Raw genomic sequence first — 16919 nt, 5'->3', positions numbered from 1 at the left:
GTCTCTCCCTCGCGCGTCAGGGTCTTACATGCCGCACTGGTCGGCGTAGTTGTCGACGTAATCGTCGAAGATCTTCTCGCGGATCGAGGTGCCGTAATAGCCGTCGTCGCGCTTGACCGCTTCGACGAGGTAGAAGTCCTGCACCGGGAAGTTGTTCTTGCCGAACGAGAAATCGCCGCGCGGACTGTCGAAATCCGCTTCCTTGATCGCCGCCAGCAGCGCGTCGCGGTCGGTGAGGTCGCCGTTCACCTTGCGCACCGCGCTGTCGATCAGCTGCGCCGCGTCATAGGCCTGCATCGCGTAGGTGCCGGGCACGGAGTCGTATTTCTCGATATAGGCGGTGACGAACTTTTCGTTCGCCTCGTTCTCCAGATCCGGCGCCCAGTTGGCCCCGCCCAGCAGGCCAAGGGCCGCGTCTTGCGTCGCCGGCAGCGTGGTTTCGTCCACGGTGAAGGCCGACAGGAACGGGATGGTGGTGAGGCCGGCCTGCGCGTATTGCTTGACCAGGTTCACGCCCATGCCGCCGGGCATGAAGGTAAAGACCGCATCGGGCTGGAACGCCGCGATCTGCGCCAGTTCGGACGAGAAATCGAGCTGCCCGAGTTCGGTGAATACCTCGCCCGCCGTGCCGCCGGTGTAGGAATGCTTGAACCCGGCAAGGCTGTCCTGCCCGGCCTGGTAGTTCGGCGCCATCAGGAACACGTTGGTATAGCCCTGGCTTTCCGCGTAGGCCCCCATGACCTCGTGATTCTGGTCGTTCTGGTAGGAGGTGGTGAAGAAGTTCGGCGTGCAGCCTTCTCCCGCGAGCGTCGAAGTACCGGCGTTGGTCGAGATCAGCACGGTACCGGTGCTGGTCACCGGCTGGTGGATCGCCATGAGGATGTTGGAAAAGATCGGGCCGACGACGAAATCGACGTTGTCGCGCTGCACCAGTTCGCGGGCGCGGTCGGCGGCAAGGTCCGGGCGGCCTTCATCGTCCACGACGATGATCTCGGTCTCCATCCCGCCCAGCTCGCCGACCTGATCGGCGTAGAGCATGAAGCCGTCGCGCGCCTGCACGCCCAACGCGGCAGGCGGACCGGAGAGGGTGTAGACGAGGCCGATCTTCAGCACGTCGTCTTCGGCAGAGGCGGGCACGTCCTGCGCCAGCGCCGGGGCGGCCAGCCCGAGGGCCAGCAAGGTAGAGGTGAGCAATGTGGTCTTGTGGGTCATGGTGAACTCCCGTTGGTGATGTCTGTCGCGGCTTTGCCGTCTCTGTTCTTGTCGCGTTTCCGTCGCTCCGGTTCCGCGCGGCCCGTGCATTGAGCGCCGGGGCGGCGGGCGGATGCAAGTCTTTTCCCTAGTCCCCCGGCACCGGATCGAGTGCGGCGCGCATCAGCGGGCTGCCCGCGCGCATCAACCCGTCTATCACGTTGAAATGATGGCGGTCCGGCTCAACCACCGCGAGCGTCGGCGCCCCCAGACCGTGCCAGATGTTGGCGATCAGCTCGGTCTGGCGGATGAATTCCTGCCGCTCTCCGCCTCCGACCCAGGCGGTCAGGCGGATGCCGGGCAGCGGCTGTTTCAGCGCCGGGCTGGCGGCTTCGGCGCTGGCCCTGTCGAGACGGAGTGCGGCGTTGCGCGCGGTGCGCATCAGGGGCCGCAGATCATGCAGGCCCGAGATGCTGACCACATGGGCCAGCCGCGAGCGGACATCCTCGGGCAGCGGGCTGTCCTCGCACATCATCGCGGTCACCAGATGCCCGCCCGCGGAATGGCCCGACAGGACGATGGGCCCATCCACCTGCGCGGCGGCTGCGGTGATCGCGGCGCCGATCTGTTCGGTGATCTGCGAGATGCTCACCTCGGGGCATAGGTCGTAGGACGGCATCGCCACGGCAAAGCCCGCCGCCAGCGGCCCCGCCGCCAGGTGCGACCAGTAGGATTTGTCGAGCGCCATCCAGTAGCCGCCATGCACGAAGACCAAGAGCCCGCGCGGCGCGCCCTGCGGCAGGAAAAGGTCATAGACTTCCCGCGCGCGGTCGCCGTAGCTCTGATCGAGCCGGGCATCGGCTGCGTCGCGGAACGCCTGCGCCGGGGCCACCCAGGGCGCGGGGTAGTCGGTCCCGCCGGGGATGTTGCGCCCGTTTTCATAGGCGTCGTCCCAATCAGTCACATCGTGCAGAATCGCGTGCATCGTCTCGGCCAAATCCCTGTGCCAAAGGCCCCTGAACCGCGTCTTGCAAGCGCTCCAAGCCTTGATTTCTCCCTCATCGTTACGCGGCTCAAAATATATTTCAAGCTCAAACTTTTTTTGCTTGAAATAAAAATGACGCCTGCCTAGCGTTGAGGCAGATGCCCGTGATCGCGGAGAATGACGTGACGCAGACGAAGCCCGACAGCCCCCTGCCAGAGACCGAAACGCCGCGCGATGCGGCGTCCAAGGAACGGCTGCGCATGTGGCTGCGGATGCTGAAAAGCACCCGCCGGGTCGAGGCGGCTCTGCGTGACCGGCTGCGCCGCGAATTCGGATCGACCCTGCCGCGCTTCGACGTCATGGCGGCGCTCGCGCGCTATGACGACGGGCTGAAGATGAGCGCGCTGTCCGGCGTGCTGCGGGTGTCGAACGGCAACGTCACCGGCATCGTCGACCGGCTGGTCGAAGAGGGGCTGGTGGTGCGCGTCCAGGTGCCGGGCGACCGCCGCGCGTCGCTGGTGCGGCTCACGCGCAAGGGCCGCGAGGCGTTCGCCCGGCAGGCCGAAGCGCACGAGACCTGGATCAGCGAATTGCTGGGCGACGTGAGCCTCGACGAGGCGCGCATGTTCTCGGACCGCTTCGACGCCATCATCAAGACCGACACCGATCCGGAGCAGACCGCATGACCGACGCACCCGAGCATTTCCTTTGCGACATCCGGGAGGGCATCGCCGTGGTCCGGCTGGATCGCCCCGACCGAAAGAATCCGCTGACCTTCGACAGCTACGCCGCCCTGCGCGACTGGTTCCGCGCCCTGCGCGACAACGATCAGGTCAAGGCCGTGGTATTCGCCTCGAACGGCGGCAACTTCTCCTCGGGCGGGGACGTGCACGACATCATCGGCCCGCTGACCCGCATGTCGATGAAGGAACTGCTGGCCTTCACCCGCATGACCGGCGATCTGGTCAAGGCGATGCTGAACTGCGGCAAGCCGGTGATCACCGCCGCCGACGGCGTCTGCGTCGGCGCGGGCGCGATCATCGCGATGGCCTCGGACCTGCGGATGGCCACGCCAGAGGCGAAATGCGCCTTCCTTTTCACCCGCGTCGGTCTCGCGGGTTGCGACATGGGCGCCTGCGCGATGCTGCCGCGGATCATCGGCCAGGGCCGCGCCAACGAGCTGCTCTATACCGGCCGGGTCATGCGCGCCGAGGAAGGCGAACGCTGGGGATTCTGGAACCGGCTGGTTCCGGCAGAGACGTTGGAGGACGAGGCCGTCGCCTGGGCGTCCGAGATCGCCGAGGGTCCGAACTTCGGCCACATGATGACCAAGACGATGCTGCAGCAGGAATGGGCGATGACGCTCGATCAGGCGATCGAGGCCGAGGCGCAGGCGCAGGCGATCTGCATGCAGACCGCCGATTTCACCCGCGCCTATGACGCCTTCGTCGCCAAACAGAAACCTGTGTTCGAGGGCGATTGATGGCGGACCGTTCCTTTCTCGACTGGCCGTTCCTCGCGCCCGAGCACAAGGCCCACGCGTTGGCTTTGGATGACTGGGCCGGTGGGTTGGGCCCCGTCGACCACCACGACACCGACGCCGCCTGCCGCGATCTGGTGGCGCGGCTGGGCGCCGATGGCTGGCTGAAGCCCACCGCCGTCGATCCCGCCGATCCGCAGCCACTGGACGTGCGCACCCTGTGCCTGTCGCGCGAAACGCTGGCGCGGCACGACGGGCTGGCGGATTTCGCCTTTGCCATGCAGGGGCTGGGGACCGGGGCGCTGTCGCTGTTCGGCTCGGCCCGTCAGCAGACCGACTGGCTGCCGCTGACGCGCACCGGCAAGGCCATCGCCGCCTTTGCCCTGACCGAACCGCAGTCGGGATCGGATGTCGCCAATTCCACCATGACCGCGCGGGACGACGGCGATTCCTGGGTGCTCGACGGCGAAAAGACCTGGATCTCCAACGGCGGCATCGCCGATCTCTACACCGTCTTCGCCCGCACCGGCGAAGGCCCGGGCGCCAAGGGCCTGTCGGCCTTCGTCGTGCCCGCCGACACGCCCGGCCTGCACATCGCCGAACGGCTGGAGACCATCGCGCCGCACCCGTTGGCGCGGCTGCGTTTCGACGGTGCGCGGCTGCCCAAGGACGTGCTGATCGGCGCGCCCGGCCAGGGCTTCAAGATCGCCATGTCGGTGCTGGACGTCTTCCGCACCACCGTCGCCGCCGCGGCCCTGGGCTTTGCCCGCCGCGCGCTGGACGAGGCGCTGGTGCGTGTCCGCGACCGCTCGGTGCAGGGCAAGCCGCTGGCCGAGTTGCAGATGGTGCAGGCGCATATCGCCGAGATGGCACTCCGCGTCGATGCCGCTGCCCTGCTGGTCTACCGCGCCGCCTGGACCAAGGACAGCGGCGCGCCACGGGTCACCCGCGAAGCGGCGATGGCCAAGCTCTATGCCACCGACGAGGCGCAGAAGGTCATCGACGCCGCCGTCCAGCTGCATGGCGGCGACGGCGTGAGGTCCGGCGAGACGGTCGAGCGGCTCTACCGCGACATCCGCGCGCTGCGCATCTACGAGGGCGCATCGGACGTGCAGAAAGTCATCATCGCCCGCGCCAGCCTCGACGCGATGACCTGAGCCACCTCGCCGCCGCGCCCCTCACCCGGGCGCGGCGGTGTCACTTTGCAGCCCCGGCAAACGGGGCGCCAACACGGGAGCAAGACCATGACGGATCTGGAAAAAGGCATCACCGAGAACGGCACCGGCCAGCACGGCACGGTCTGGAACATCCTCGGGCAGACCTACTATCCCAAAGCGATCTGCGAATCGACCTTCGCCTTCGAGACCAATTCCGAACCGGGCCAGTTCGTGCCCGTGCACATCCATCCGACGCAGGACGAATTCATCCTTGTGCAGGAGGGCGAATTGGACCTGAAGCTGGACGGCGTCTGGACCAAGGCCCGCGCGGGCGATCTGGTGCGGATGCCGCGCGGCATCCCGCACGGCTATTTCAACAAGTCCGACAAGCCCTGCCGGGCGCTCTTTTGGGTGTCGCCGATGGGCCAGCTGCGCGATCTCTTCGAAGCGCTGCACGACCAGACCGACATTCCCCGCATCGTCGAGCTGTCGGCCCGGCACGAGGTCGAATTCCTGCCCGAAGAGGCCAACGCATGACACCCCTCGGCCCTTCTGCGCATGTGGACACCTTCGCGCGGGACAACCTGCCGCCACCCGAGCAGTGGCCGGACCTGCGGCTCGATGGCTTCGACTACCCCGAGCGGATCAATGCCGGGGTGGAGCTGACCGACGCCATGGTCGAACGCGGCTTCGGCGACCGCACGGCGCTGATCGGCAACGGCCGGCGGCGCACCTACAAGGAGCTGACCGACTGGACCAACCGGCTGGCACACGCGATGGTGTCGGATCTGGGCGTCAAGCCCGGCAACCGGGTTCTGATCCGGTCGGCCAACAACCCGGCGATGGTCGCGGTTTGGCTCGCGGCCACCAAGGCGGGCGCCGTGGTCGTGAACACCATGCCGATGCTGCGCGCCGGTGAGTTGACCAAGATCGTCGACAAGGCGGAAATCCAGTTCGCCTTCTGCGACACGCGGCTGATGGACGAGATGGCCACCTGCGCCAAGACCAGCGGCTTCCTCAAGACCGTTGTGGGCTTCGACGGCACGTCGAACCACGATGCCGAGCTTGACCGGCTGGCGCTGGAAAAGCCCGTGCTGTTCGAAGCGGTTCCGACGGCCCGCGACGACGTGGCGCTTCTGGGCTTCACCTCGGGCACCACAGGGTCGCCCAAGGCGACGATTCATTTCCACCGCGACATTCTCATCATCGCGGACGGCTATGCGAAAGAGGTGCTGGGCGTGACCCCCGAGGATGTCTTCGTCGGCTCTCCGCCGCTGGCCTTCACCTTCGGGCTGGGCGGCCTTGCGGTGTTTCCGCTGCGCTTCGGTGCCGCGGCGACCCTGCTCGAGAATGCCTCGCCGCCCAACATGATCGAGATCATCCAGAAATTCAAAGCCACCGTCTGTTTCACCGCCCCCACCGCCTATCGCGTGATGCTGCGGGCCATGGACGAGGGCGCGGACCTGTCGTCCCTGCGCGCGGCGGTCTCGGCGGGCGAGACGCTGCCCGCGCCGGTCTATGACGAGTGGCAGCAAAAGACCGGCAAGCCCATGCTCGACGGGATCGGCGCCACCGAGATGCTGCACATCTTCGTCACCAACCGCTTCGACGATCACCGCCCCGCCTGCACCGGCAAGCCGGTCACCGGCTACGAGGCCAGGGTGATCGACGATGCCGGCGCCGAGGTACCGCGCGGCACGGTGGGGCGGCTGGCGGTGCGCGGGCCCACGGGCTGCCGCTACCTCGCCGACGACCGGCAGACGGGCTACGTGCTCGATGGCTGGAACATCACCGGCGACGCCTTTTCCATGGACGAGGACGGCTACCTGCATTTCGCCGCGCGCAACGACGACATGATCGTGTCCTCGGGCTACAACATCGCCGGCCCCGAGGTGGAGGCGGCGCTGCTGTCGCACGACGCGGTGGCGGAATGCGCGGTGGTCGGCCAGCCCGACGCCGAACGCGGCAGCATCGTCGAGGCGCATGTGGTGCTGGGCGAGGGCCACACCGGTGACGCGGCGATGGTCAAGGCGCTGCAGGATCACGTCAAGGCAGTGATCGCGCCGTTCAAATATCCAAGGTCGGTGAAGTTTCTCGATGCCCTGCCCAAGACCGAATCCGGCAAGATCCAGCGGTTCCGTCTGAAATCCGGCGCCTGACCGCGCCCCTGTCCGGATCGCGGCAAACCCGCTTGCCGCCCCCGGCCCTGCTTCCTATAACCGCGGCGTCCCCAACAGGAGCCCGCCCATGCGTTTCGATCAGCGTCACCTTCTGGGGATCGAACCCCTGCGCCCGGACGAGATCACCACGCTGCTGGACCTGTCGGACAAGTACGTGACCCTGAACCGCCAGCGCGAGAAACGCTCGGGCATCCTGTCGGGGCTCACGCAGATCAACATGTTCTTCGAAAACTCGACCCGCACCCAGGCCAGTTTCGAACTGGCGGGCAAGCGGCTGGGCGCGGATGTGATGAACATGGCGATGCAGGCCAGCTCGATCAAGAAGGGCGAGACGCTGATCGACACGGCGATGAGTCTCAACGCCATGCACCCCGACCTGCTGGTGGTACGGCATCCGCAATCAGGCGCGGTGGATCTGCTGTCGCAAAAGGTCAACTGCGCGGTGCTGAACGCCGGTGACGGGCGCCACGAACATCCCACCCAGGCGCTGCTCGACGCGCTGACGATCCGCCGCGCCAAGGGCCGCCTGCACCGGCTGTCGGTCGCGATCTGCGGCGACATCGCCCATTCGCGCGTCGCGCGGTCGAACATCCTGCTGCTGGGCAAGATGGAGAACCGCGTGCGCCTGATCGGTCCGCCGACGCTGATGCCCGCGGGGATCGACCAGTTCGGCGTCGAGGTCTTCGACGACATGCGCGAAGGGCTGCGCGACGTCGACGTGGTGATGATGCTGCGGCTGCAGAAGGAACGCATGGACGGCGGATTTATCCCGTCCGAGCGGGAGTATTACCACCGCTTCGGACTGGATGCGGAGAAACTGGGCTTTGCCAAGGACGACGCCATCGTCATGCATCCCGGCCCGATGAATCGCGGGGTCGAGATCGACGGCACCCTGGCCGACGACATCAACCGCTCGGTGATCCAGGAACAGGTGGAAATGGGCGTTGCCGTGCGCATGGCGGCGATGGACCTTTTGGCGCGCAACCTGCGGGCCCGGCCGAAAGAGGTGATGGTGTGACCCGGATGGACATCTCGGAATTCGACGCGGGCATCACCCGGGTCTTTCAACTGGACCTGCCGCCCGAGGCGGTCGAGCGCTACACCGCGCAGGCCGGGACCGGCGAATGGCCGCTGCAATACGGGCTGGGCGCCAAGCGCCTGCGTGCGGCTTTCGTGGAGGTGGTGGCGATCCGCGACCTGGGCGACATGCCTTTGTCCACCTATCTTGCAGAAGGCTACGGCCTGACCGGGCAGGATTTCCGCGATGACAGGGCACGGCTCGATGCGCTGCGCGGGCATGTGGTGATCCTAACCAGCGCCGCCTTCGACCGCACCGCGCAGACGCTCAACATCCAGTCGCCGCTGCGCTGGGTCGGCAGCTACGCGGATGAGACCAAGGCACCCATCGGCCGCCCGCTGCGCAGCGCCTCTGCAGAGGGTGCGCTGGAAGGCGGCGCCCCCGGCGGGCCGGTGTCCAAGGGCAGTTCGACGACGCTCAAGCTCATCCTCGCGGCGCTGGTCGTCATCGTGCTGGCGGTGCTGGCCTTTGCCCTGGGGGGCGGCGCATGACCGACACGCTAATCTTCAACGCCCGCCTGATCGACCCCGAGGCCGGCGAGGTCCGCCCCGGCGCGCTGCTACTCTCGGGCGGTCGCATCGCCGAGGTCTTCGACACGCCGGAACCCGAGGTCGGCACCGACCGGGTGCCCGCGCCCGCGCGCCTTGACGCGGGCGGCGCCTTCGTCGCGCCGGGTATCGTCGATATCGGCGTGAAAGTCTGCGAACCGGGCGAACGGCACAAGGAGAGCTTCCGCTCCGCGGGCCTTGCCGCGGCGGCGGGCGGGGTCACCACCATGGTCACCCGGCCCGACACGCTGCCCGCCATCGACACGCCCGAGGCGCTCGAGTTCATCCGCCGCCGCGCCAACGAGGCCGCCCCCGTCAACGTCCTGCCCATGGCGGCGCTGACCAAGGGCCGCGAAGGCCGCGAGATGACCGAGATCGGGTTCCTGATGGACGCGGGCGCGGTGGCCTTTACCGATTGCGACCACGTCGTGACCGACACCAAGGTGCTGAGCCGCGCGATGACCTACGCCCGGTCCCTAGGGGCGCTGGTGATGATGCATCCGCAGGACCCGGGCCTGTCGGCGGGTGCGGCGGTGACCAGCGGCAAGTTTGCCTCCCTGCGCGGCCTGCCGGGCGTCACGCCGATGGCCGAGCGCATGGGGCTCGACCGCGACATCGCGCTCGTGGAAATGACCGGCGTGCGCTACCACGCCGACCAGATCACCACCGCGCGCGCCCTGCCCGCGCTGGAAAGGGCCAAGCGCAACGGCTTCGACGTGACCGCGGGCATCTCGATGCATCACCTGACGCTGAACGAGTTGGACGTGGCCGACTACCGCACCTTCTTCAAGGTCAAGCCGCCGCTGCGGTCCGAGGACGACCGGCAGGCGGTGCTCGAGGCGCTGCGCACGGGTCTCATCGACATCGTCGGGTCGTTCCACACCCCGCAGGACGAGGAAAGCAAGCGTTTGCCCTATGAGGAGGCCGCCTCGGGTGCCGTGGGGCTCGAGACGATGCTGCCGGTGCTGCTGCGGCTGGTGCATTCCGGCGATCTGGACCTGCCGACCCTGTTCCGCGCGATGACGCTGAACCCCGCGCGGCGGCTGGGCCTGGATTGTGGCCGTTTGAGCACCGGCGCACCCGCCGACCTCGTGCTTTTCGACGCGGACAAACCGCTGATCCTCGACCGGTTCAAGCTGGAGTCGAAATCCAAGAACACACCCTTTGACGGCGCGCGCTTGCAAGGCAAGGTGCTGGGCACCTGGGTCGGCGGGCAGCGCGTCTTCGGCTAGGCCCACGGCGCGACCGTTAGGCCGCGCCGTGGGATCTTGTCCTACGCCTTGGCCGCGGCGGCCTTGGCGCCTGGCGCATCCGGCCAGGCGGTGGGATCGGTGTCGAGATCGGGGAACTTCGCCGGGTCGAAGACCGGCTTCGCCACACCCGCCGCCAGCTGCGCCCGGAAGTCGCCGATCACGCGCATGGCGATCGGGAAGAGCATCATCAGCGCCAGCAGGTTCACCACGGCGAGGATGCCCATCATCGGGTCGGAGAACGAGAACACCGCCGTCGCGCCCGGCGCGACCGCGCCAAGGAACACGATCCCCATGATCGCCAGCCGCAGGACCAGCACCGCCATCGGGTTTTCGGTCATGAAGGTCAGGGCGTTTTCGCCCAGGTAGTAGTTGTACATGATCGACGAGAAAGCGAATAGCAGGATCGCCACGGTCAGGAAATACTGCGTCCAGCCGCCCAGATGCTCCACCAGGCTTTGCTGCGTCAGCGCCACGCCGTCGATGCCCTCGGCCCCGGGCTGATAGACATCTGCCAGCAGGATCACGAAGGCCGTGCAGGAGCAGATCAGGATCGTGTCGATGAAGACCGAAAAGCTCTGGGTGATGCCTTGGCTCACCGGATGCTTTACATAGGCCGTCGCCGCGACGTTGGGGGCAGAGCCGAGGCCCGCCTCGTTGGAGAAGAGGCCGCGCCGCAGGCCCTGGGCGATGGCCGCCCCGATGCCGCCAGACACCGCTTCGCGCAGGCCGAAGGCGTTGGCGACGATGTCCCAGATCACGGCGGGCAGCGAGAAGATGTTCAGAACGATCACGATCAGCGCCATGGCGATATAGCCGATGGCCATGATCGGGATGATCACGTCCGCCGCCTTGGCGATGCGGTGTATGCCGCCGAAGACGATCACCCCGGTCAGCGCCGACAGTGCGAGGCCCGTCCAGAGCCGCGGGATCTCCATCGAGTCGAGTGCCGCCCCGGCCACGGTGTTGCCCTGGAAGGCGTTGAAGCCGATGGCGAAGGACGCGATCAGGCAGACGGCGTAGATCGACGCGAGCCAGCGGTAGTTCTCGCCCAGCCCGCTGACGATGGCGCGCGCGGGGCCGCCGCGGTAGTCGCCGTTCTCATCGGTGCGCTTGTAGACCTGCGCCAGCGTCGCCTCGACCAGCGCGGTACACATGCCAATGAGCGCGATCATCCACATCCAGAACACCGCGCCCGGACCGCCCGCGGTGATGGCCACGGCGACCCCGGCGATGTTGCCGCCGCCGACGCGCCCACCCACCGAGATGAACAGCGCCTCGCGCGCGCTGATCTTGGTGGGATCGTTGTCTTCGTCGGTGCCGCGCAGGACGTTGAACATGCGCTTGAAGAAGCGGAACTGGATGAAACCGCTGGCCGCAGTAAAGAAGACGCCCAGCACGACGAGGAATGGAACGAGCGCCCACCCCCATGTCAAGTCATTGATGACGCCGAAAATTGTGTCCAGAAAGCCCATCGGTCCGTCCCCGCTGTTGTTTTCCGAAAGCCTGCGGCGAATGATTGGGACTTTCAAGCTTGGATGCCGCCTCCGGTAGATTTCCGGCAGCCAGCCCCGGAACATTGCGCAGTTTCATGGCGGTGCACAGGCTGTCCGACGGACGGCGCGACGGCTCTCCGCGCCCAACTGGCAACATCCTGCGACGGTAACATGAGCGCCGACGCACAAAAGTTTGATCCGGCGGGAAGTTCGGCTACACAAAGTCAACCGACGCCTGCAAGGACCCCGCCCATGCCGCCAATGACCACTCCGCAAGAGCTGCTGCTGCTCTGGGCGCTGATCGGCTACCTTCTGGGGTCCATCCCCTTCGGCGTGATCCTGACGAAGATCATGGGGTTGGGCGATCTGCGCAGCATCGGGTCGGGCAACATCGGCGCCACCAACGTGCTGCGCACCGGCAACAAGTCGGCCGCCGCGGGGACGCTGCTACTGGACGGCGCCAAGGGCGCAGTGGCCGTTCTGCTGGCTCGCGCCTTTGCAGGAGAGGACGCGGCGCAGGTCGCGGCGCTGACGTCGTTCCTGGGCCATTGCTACCCGGTCTGGCTGCGTTTCAAGGGGGGCAAGGGTGTCGCCACCTTTCTCGGCATCATGCTGGCTCTGATCTGGCCGGTCGGCCTTTTGTGCTGCGCCACCTGGATCGCGGGCGTGGCGCTGACCCGGATTTCGAGCTTCGGCGCGCTTCTGGCGGCGTCGTTCTCGACGATCTGGATGTTTCTCACTGCACATACGGACGCCTTTGTCCTCGGCGTCCTGCTGACGCTGCTGGTGTTCTGGCGCCACCGCGAGAACATCTGGCGGCTCAAGGCCGGGACCGAACCCAGGATCGGCGAAAAGCGCTAGGCGGCGTCGAGGAACGGTCCAATCTCGGCGGCAACGGCCGAGGGGTGGCTGATCGGCACCATGTGACCCGCGCCGGGGATCTCGACGTCGCGGGATTGCGGAATGCGCGCAAAAAGCGCGGTGTGGATCGGGCCCATGATCGGCATGCTCTTCGCGCCGCGCAGCATCAAGACCGGCATCTGCAAAGCTTCCAGACCGCCGGGTCGCAGCAGGATGCGACTGTCGTCCAGCAGGGCGGGCTGCGTCGCCGCGATCAGGGGCATCTGGCGAGTATATTGCGCGCGCTGCGCCTCGGTCAGGTCCTCCCAACCCTGCCCCGTGCCCCAGCTTGCGGTAAAGCGGCGCGCGGCTTCGGTCCAGTCGCCCGCGGCCATGGCGCGGGCCATCGGCGCGCCCCAGTCGCGGTAAGCGTCATAGGCGGCGGGGTCGGCGGCGCGGGCGGCGGCAAAGAGCACCGGTTCGATCAGCACCAGGGAGCGCACGTATTCGGGCCGCTCGAGCGCCAGCCGCAGCGCAACGGTCGCGCCGAAGGAATGACCGATGACATGGGTGGGACCGGTCAGGAGCGCGGCGGCATTGGCTGTCACCCGGTCATGCAGGTCGCCTTGCCCGTCCCAGTCGGCGCTGCGGCCGTGGCCGGGCATGTCCGGCGCCACCGCGTCCAGCCGGTCGCCGAGATGCGACATCACCGGTTTCCAGGCGCCGCCATGCGCCAGCGCGCAGTGCAGCAGGATCGCAGGCCCCGGCCCCTGCCCCAGCTTTCGGACATGTACGGCGCCCATCGAGGAGACGAAGGTCACAGCTCTCCGGCCAGGTGCCTGTCGAGATCGTCGAGCCGGTCGTGGCCCCAAAAGCGCTGGCCGCTGTCGACGATATAGAAGGGCGAGCCGAAGGCGCCGTTGGCCACAGCCTCTTCGAGGTTCTGGGCATAGGTCTCGGCCCCGCTCAAAAGCCCGCTGTCCGCCAACCCCGCGTCAAAGCCCGCCTCGGTCAGCGCGTCGCGGATCAGCTGGTCGTCGGCGATGTCCTTTTCCTCGGCCCAGCAGGCGCGCAGGAAGCTGTGCGTCAGCTTGCCCAGGTCGCCACCGCCCGCATTCTGCGCCGCGATGATCGCATAGCTCGACGGGGCGGGATTGGTGGGCCAGTGCGCCGGCTTCAGCGTCAGCGGCAGGCCGGTCTTCTTGCGCGCGCGTTCGAGTTCCTGGAACCGGTATTCCATGCGGCTCGGGTGCCGATCCTTGGGGGCGACGCCGCCGGTGCGGGCAAAAAGCGCAATCACGTCGAGCGGCTTGTAGGTGATATCCGCGCCATGTTTCGCGGCGATGTCTTCCAGACGCATCCCGGCGAGGTAGGTAAACGGCGAAAGTGTCGAGAAATAATAGTCGATATGTGCCATCCGGCCGCTCCTGCGCTGGTCTGCCTTTCCCCGATTGGTAAGGGCATGTTAAGCGAAGCGCAACGTCACGAATCTGTCATTGCAACAGCCGGAGCCGCCCGCGCATGCCCACCGTCATCGAGCCCAAGATCATTTCGGGCAACTCCAACCTGCGGCTGTCGCAGGCCATCGCCAAGCGCATGTCGCTCTATCGCGGCATGTCCGTGGGTCTTGTCGATGCCCGGGTCGAACGGTTCAACGATCAGGAAATCTTTGTCGAGGTGTTCGAGAACGTGCGCGGCGAAGACATGTTCATCCTCCAGTCGACGTCGAACCCCGCCAACGACAACCTGATGGAACTGCTCATCATGTCGGACGCGCTGCGCCGGTCGTCGGCCGCGCGCATCACCGCCGTAATCCCCTATTTCGGTTATGCCCGGCAGGACCGCCGCACCAAGGCGCGCACGCCGATCACGGCAAAGCTCGTGGCCAACATGATCGCCGAAGCGGGAATCGAGCGGGTCCTGACCATGGACCTGCACGCGGCGCAGATCCAGGGCTTCTTCGACATGCCGGTCGACAACCTCTATGCCTCGCCGATCTTCGCTCTGGACGTTCTGAACCAGTTCAAGGACATGAGCGACGTGATGGTGGTAAGTCCGGACGTGGGCGGCGTTGCCCGCGCGCGCGAGTTGGCCAAGCGCATAGGCGCGCCGCTGTCGATCGTCGACAAACGCCGGGAAAAGGCCGGCGAAGTGGCCGAGATGACCGTGATCGGCGAAGTCGCCGGCAAGCGCTGCATCATCGTCGACGACATCTGCGACACCGCCGGCACGCTGTGCAAGGCCGCGGAGGTCCTGATGGGTCACGGCGCCACGGAGGTGCATGCCTACATCACCCATGGTGTGCTTTCCGGCCCCGCGGTCGAGCGCATCACCAAATCGGTGATGAAGACGCTTGTCATCACCGACTCGATCCAGGCCACCGAGGCGGTGACATCGGCGCCGAACATCCGCATCGTGCCCACCGCACCGATGTTCGCGCAGGCGATCCTTAACATCTGGAACGGCACTTCGGTGTCGTCGCTGTTCGAAACGGACACGCTGGGTCCGATTTACGAAGGCATTCTCTGAGCCTCTCGGGCCGGGCAAACCCGATCGGATCACGCGCTGCCGTTCGACTGGCAGCGTGTCGGTAAGAGCCGCCGAGGCAAAGATCAGACGGCGTCCATCGCCTGCACCTGCGGGAAGAGCGGCGTCGTCTCGGCATCGATCTTCCGCGCCTCCTGCAACAGCTTTTCGCGCACCTCGCAGGCGCGGGCCCAAGCGGTGTTCGGGTCCTGGCAGGGCACGAGGAACAGCACGTGCTGGCCAAAGACGTCGTGATCCGAGACATAGGCGCCCCGGCTGTCGCGCTGTTCGTCCTCTTCGTCCATCTCGTCGAGAATAGCATGGTAGGCGTCGCGCAGCGGCTCGATATCCGCGTCGTGGCGCAGACGCAGCGTCACCTGCATCAACAGGAACGGCTCTTGCATGGTCCAGTTCTCAAAGGGTTCGTCGACGAAGTCGACCACCGGGACCACCAGCCGCTTGCCGGTCCAGACACGCAGCTGCACATAGGTGAAGTTGATCCGTTCGACCGAACAGAGGTAGTCGCGAAAGACGATCTTGTCGCCGATCCGGGCCGACTGGTTCATGGCGATCTGCAGCGACGCCATGATGTTCGACAGAATGTTGCGCGCGGCGAAGGCGGCGACCAGCGTGATCGTCCCCGCCGACGCCAGCAGCGACAGGCCCAGCGACTGCATCACGCTTGCCTCGTTCAGCACGATGCCCGCGCCGATGAAGACGATCAGAACGATCAGCAGGCGCCGCACGGCCGACACCTTGGTGGCCATGGCGCGGCGCTCTTCCTGGCCGTCGCCGATCTCGCTCAACTCGCCGCCGTCGAAGGACACCAGACGCGCCAGGATCGCATCTGCGACATTGACCACGAGCCAGAGGATCGCCGCCACGATGCCGAGGATCTCCAGCGGCGACAGGATCGTGTCGATCCGGCCGGAAAAGACGAACAATTTCTTGGTGACCAGTGACAGGGTGACGGTCATCACCAGCAGGATCAGCGGACCGCGGGCCGCGACGCGCAGGCTTTCCGGCGCGATTCGACGGTCGCGGTTGAACCCCTTCGACAAGACGCGATGGGTCAGCCACCCCATGAAGGCGGTGAGCATCAGCCCCAGCGGCAGCGCCACCACCTCCCACAGGCGCAGGCCCCAGACAGCCGATTCCCGCAGCGCCTGCGGCAGCATCAGCTCAAGCCGCGAGGGCCCGTAGGCATCGGCAAGCTGGGGCAGGTTGTCGACCGTCTGGCTCGACAGCACCCAGACCGGCGGGTCCTGCCCCGATTTGACGCGGTTGAGCCGGATCGGGATCGGCCGGTTGTCGAGATCGACGTACCATAGAAGCAGCGACCGGCGCGGCTTGCCCGCCATCGCCGCTTCGGAGGCCTGGCGGGAATCCAGACCGTCAGGCCGGTCCTGCAGGTCGTACCAGTCGATGACGATCTTGCGCTCGAGAAGGACCAGGAAATCCATCGCCAGCTGCGCGCCGCGGGTGCGTTGCTCGTTCTCGGGGATGGCCGAAAGGTCCAGCACCTGCGCCGCCGCGTGCCAGTCGCCCTCCCGCGCCTCGGCAAGGAAGCTTTCCAGGCTCGACCGCGGCGTCGTGCGGTCCACGTCGGCGGGCACCGGACCAAGCCCGCGATTCAGGTCTTCGACCTCGTACCAGCTCGCCGCATCGGCGGCCTGGCCATAGGCCGCTTGGCCCGCGCACAGGCAGACCAGGAGAAACGGGACAAATGCCGTTCGGATCAGGATGCGGAGCCGGTCCATCCGCTATGAAACCCGCCAAGGGTCCGCCGGGTTCCCGCGGGCATCGGCATCAGCGGCCTCAGTAGAGTTCCCAGTCATCCTCGCCCTGGACCTCGCCGATAGCGATCCAGGCCATGCGGACGCGGGCGACGCGGGTGTCGCCCCAGGTGCGGAACACCATGTCGAACCCCTTCAAGCCGATATTCTCGGCGGTGAGGTCGGCCCGGACATTGGCGTTGCTGTCCATGTCCCAAAGCGACAGCGACAGGTGCACGGAGGGGATGTCGCGATAGGCGGCGGAGAACTCTATCCACTTGCGACGCTCGCGCGATCCGGAACCGACCCACATGTCGCCGCCGCTGGCGAACTCGGAAAACAGCTCCACATTGCCCTGATCGACGCCAACCGTGGCTCCGCGTAATCTCTTCATACCTGCCTCTTGCCGTTTC

The 16919-nt window shown here is 66.7% G+C and carries 17 protein-coding genes; 10 read left to right on the top strand and 7 right to left on the bottom strand.

The window, feature by feature from the left end; translation table 11 throughout:
• Positions 1-24: 24 nt before the first annotated feature.
• Together DU478_RS11440 and DU478_RS11435 are read right to left on the bottom strand one after the other, a co-directional pair.
• Positions 25-1212 (bottom strand): ABC transporter substrate-binding protein, encoded by a 1188-nt coding sequence (locus DU478_RS11440; RefSeq protein ID WP_114511101.1) that lies wholly within the window; start codon positions 1210-1212, stop codon positions 25-27.
• A gap of 127 nt (positions 1213-1339) precedes the next feature.
• On the bottom strand, positions 1340-2176 hold the full coding sequence (locus tag DU478_RS11435) for an alpha/beta hydrolase (RefSeq protein WP_114511171.1): 837 nt from the start codon (positions 2174-2176) through the stop codon (positions 1340-1342).
• Between the two features lie 260 nt (positions 2177-2436).
• Between DU478_RS11435 and DU478_RS11430 the strand changes: the two genes are divergently transcribed.
• The 8 genes from DU478_RS11430 (at position 2437) to pyrC (ending at position 9851) form a co-directional block, all read left to right on the top strand.
• Complete coding sequence (locus DU478_RS11430; protein ID WP_233501210.1) at positions 2437-2862, top strand: MarR family winged helix-turn-helix transcriptional regulator; 426 nt, start codon at positions 2437-2439, stop codon at positions 2860-2862.
• Positions 2859-3659, top strand: coding sequence for an enoyl-CoA hydratase family protein (locus tag DU478_RS11425; RefSeq protein ID WP_114511099.1), 801 nt, complete (start codon positions 2859-2861; stop codon positions 3657-3659). Before DU478_RS11430 ends, DU478_RS11425 begins: the two co-directional genes overlap by 4 nt.
• Complete coding sequence (locus DU478_RS11420; protein ID WP_114511098.1) at positions 3659-4813, top strand: acyl-CoA dehydrogenase family protein; 1155 nt, start codon at positions 3659-3661, stop codon at positions 4811-4813. Before DU478_RS11425 ends, DU478_RS11420 begins: the two co-directional genes overlap by 1 nt.
• A gap of 87 nt (positions 4814-4900) precedes the next feature.
• Positions 4901-5350, top strand: a complete 450-nt coding sequence (locus tag DU478_RS11415) for a cupin domain-containing protein (RefSeq protein ID WP_114511097.1) — start codon at positions 4901-4903, stop codon at positions 5348-5350.
• A complete protein-coding gene (locus tag DU478_RS11410; RefSeq protein ID WP_114511096.1) occupies positions 5347-6972 on the top strand; it encodes an AMP-binding protein in 1626 nt (541 codons plus the stop codon). Before DU478_RS11415 ends, DU478_RS11410 begins: the two co-directional genes overlap by 4 nt.
• A gap of 88 nt (positions 6973-7060) precedes the next feature.
• Entirely contained in the window at positions 7061-8011 is a 951-nt protein-coding gene (locus tag DU478_RS11405; protein ID WP_114511095.1) for an aspartate carbamoyltransferase catalytic subunit, read from the top strand.
• Positions 8012-8016: 5 nt separating this feature from the next.
• Positions 8017-8562 (top strand): aspartate carbamoyltransferase catalytic subunit, encoded by a 546-nt coding sequence (locus DU478_RS11400; RefSeq protein ID WP_199488332.1) that lies wholly within the window; start codon positions 8017-8019, stop codon positions 8560-8562.
• Entirely contained in the window at positions 8559-9851 is a 1293-nt protein-coding gene (gene pyrC, locus DU478_RS11395) for a dihydroorotase (RefSeq protein WP_114511093.1), read from the top strand. Before DU478_RS11400 ends, pyrC begins: the two co-directional genes overlap by 4 nt.
• A gap of 41 nt (positions 9852-9892) precedes the next feature.
• On the opposite strand, the gene DU478_RS11390 is transcribed toward pyrC, so the two are convergent.
• On the bottom strand, positions 9893-11344 hold the full coding sequence (locus DU478_RS11390) for an alanine/glycine:cation symporter family protein (protein WP_114511092.1): 1452 nt from the start codon (positions 11342-11344) through the stop codon (positions 9893-9895).
• 273 nt (positions 11345-11617) lie between these two features.
• Here DU478_RS11390 and plsY point away from each other — a divergent pair, with 273 nt between their 5' ends.
• Positions 11618-12226, top strand: coding sequence for a glycerol-3-phosphate 1-O-acyltransferase PlsY (gene plsY / locus DU478_RS11385; RefSeq protein ID WP_114511091.1), 609 nt, complete (start codon positions 11618-11620; stop codon positions 12224-12226).
• Here the strand turns inward: plsY and DU478_RS11380 are convergent.
• Entirely contained in the window at positions 12223-13026 is an 804-nt protein-coding gene (locus DU478_RS11380; protein WP_114511090.1) for an alpha/beta fold hydrolase, read from the bottom strand. The two genes, plsY and DU478_RS11380, sit on opposite strands and share 4 nt — an antisense overlap.
• A complete protein-coding gene (locus DU478_RS11375; protein WP_114511089.1) occupies positions 13023-13622 on the bottom strand; it encodes a 2-hydroxychromene-2-carboxylate isomerase in 600 nt (199 codons plus the stop codon). The genes DU478_RS11380 and DU478_RS11375 overlap by 4 nt, the downstream gene beginning before the upstream one ends.
• Before the next feature lie 104 nt (positions 13623-13726).
• Here DU478_RS11375 and DU478_RS11370 point away from each other — a divergent pair, with 104 nt between their 5' ends.
• Positions 13727-14734, top strand: coding sequence for a ribose-phosphate pyrophosphokinase (locus tag DU478_RS11370; RefSeq protein ID WP_114511088.1), 1008 nt, complete (start codon positions 13727-13729; stop codon positions 14732-14734).
• Positions 14735-14817: 83 nt separating this feature from the next.
• Here DU478_RS11370 and DU478_RS11365 read toward each other — a convergent pair whose 3' ends face one another.
• On the bottom strand, positions 14818-16491 hold the full coding sequence (locus tag DU478_RS11365; RefSeq protein WP_114511087.1) for a mechanosensitive ion channel family protein: 1674 nt from the start codon (positions 16489-16491) through the stop codon (positions 14818-14820).
• 58 nt (positions 16492-16549) lie between these two features.
• Entirely contained in the window at positions 16550-16900 is a 351-nt protein-coding gene (locus tag DU478_RS11360; RefSeq protein WP_114511086.1) for an H-type lectin domain-containing protein, read from the bottom strand.
• Between the last annotated feature and the right edge of the window lie 19 nt (positions 16901-16919).

Origin of the sequence: Thalassococcus profundi, assembly GCF_003344785.1 — a bacterium.
Lineage (GTDB): Bacteria > Pseudomonadota > Alphaproteobacteria > Rhodobacterales > Rhodobacteraceae > Puniceibacterium > Puniceibacterium profundi.
The sequence above is the reverse complement of the archived record's forward strand: the minus strand, read 5'-3'. Positions and strand labels throughout refer to the sequence as shown.

What these genes read in the sequence shown, in the direction of transcription:
- DU478_RS11420 (WP_114511098.1), top strand. Translation starts at nt 3,659, where the DNA reads ATGGCGGACCGTTCCTTTCTCGACTGGCCGTTCCTCGCGCCCGAGCAC.
- DU478_RS11415 (WP_114511097.1), top strand. Translation starts at nt 4,901, where the DNA reads ATGACGGATCTGGAAAAAGGCATCACCGAGAACGGCACCGGCCAGCAC.
- DU478_RS11390 (WP_114511092.1), bottom strand. Translation starts at nt 11,344, where the DNA reads ATGGGCTTTCTGGACACAATTTTCGGCGTCATCAATGACTTGACATGG.
- DU478_RS11410 (WP_114511096.1), top strand. Translation starts at nt 5,347, where the DNA reads ATGACACCCCTCGGCCCTTCTGCGCATGTGGACACCTTCGCGCGGGAC.
- DU478_RS11370 (WP_114511088.1), top strand. Translation starts at nt 13,727, where the DNA reads ATGCCCACCGTCATCGAGCCCAAGATCATTTCGGGCAACTCCAACCTG.
- DU478_RS11425 (WP_114511099.1), top strand. Translation starts at nt 2,859, where the DNA reads ATGACCGACGCACCCGAGCATTTCCTTTGCGACATCCGGGAGGGCATC.
- DU478_RS11400 (WP_199488332.1), top strand. Translation starts at nt 8,017, where the DNA reads ATGGACATCTCGGAATTCGACGCGGGCATCACCCGGGTCTTTCAACTG.
- pyrC (WP_114511093.1), top strand. Translation starts at nt 8,559, where the DNA reads ATGACCGACACGCTAATCTTCAACGCCCGCCTGATCGACCCCGAGGCC.
- DU478_RS11405 (WP_114511095.1), top strand. Translation starts at nt 7,061, where the DNA reads ATGCGTTTCGATCAGCGTCACCTTCTGGGGATCGAACCCCTGCGCCCG.
- DU478_RS11375 (WP_114511089.1), bottom strand. Translation starts at nt 13,622, where the DNA reads ATGGCACATATCGACTATTATTTCTCGACACTTTCGCCGTTTACCTAC.
- DU478_RS11440 (WP_114511101.1), bottom strand. Translation starts at nt 1,212, where the DNA reads ATGACCCACAAGACCACATTGCTCACCTCTACCTTGCTGGCCCTCGGG.
- DU478_RS11435 (WP_114511171.1), bottom strand. Translation starts at nt 2,176, where the DNA reads ATGCACGCGATTCTGCACGATGTGACTGATTGGGACGACGCCTATGAA.
- plsY (WP_114511091.1), top strand. Translation starts at nt 11,618, where the DNA reads ATGCCGCCAATGACCACTCCGCAAGAGCTGCTGCTGCTCTGGGCGCTG.
- DU478_RS11360 (WP_114511086.1), bottom strand. Translation starts at nt 16,900, where the DNA reads ATGAAGAGATTACGCGGAGCCACGGTTGGCGTCGATCAGGGCAATGTG.
- DU478_RS11365 (WP_114511087.1), bottom strand. Translation starts at nt 16,491, where the DNA reads ATGGACCGGCTCCGCATCCTGATCCGAACGGCATTTGTCCCGTTTCTC.
- DU478_RS11430 (WP_233501210.1), top strand. Translation starts at nt 2,437, where the DNA reads ATGTGGCTGCGGATGCTGAAAAGCACCCGCCGGGTCGAGGCGGCTCTG.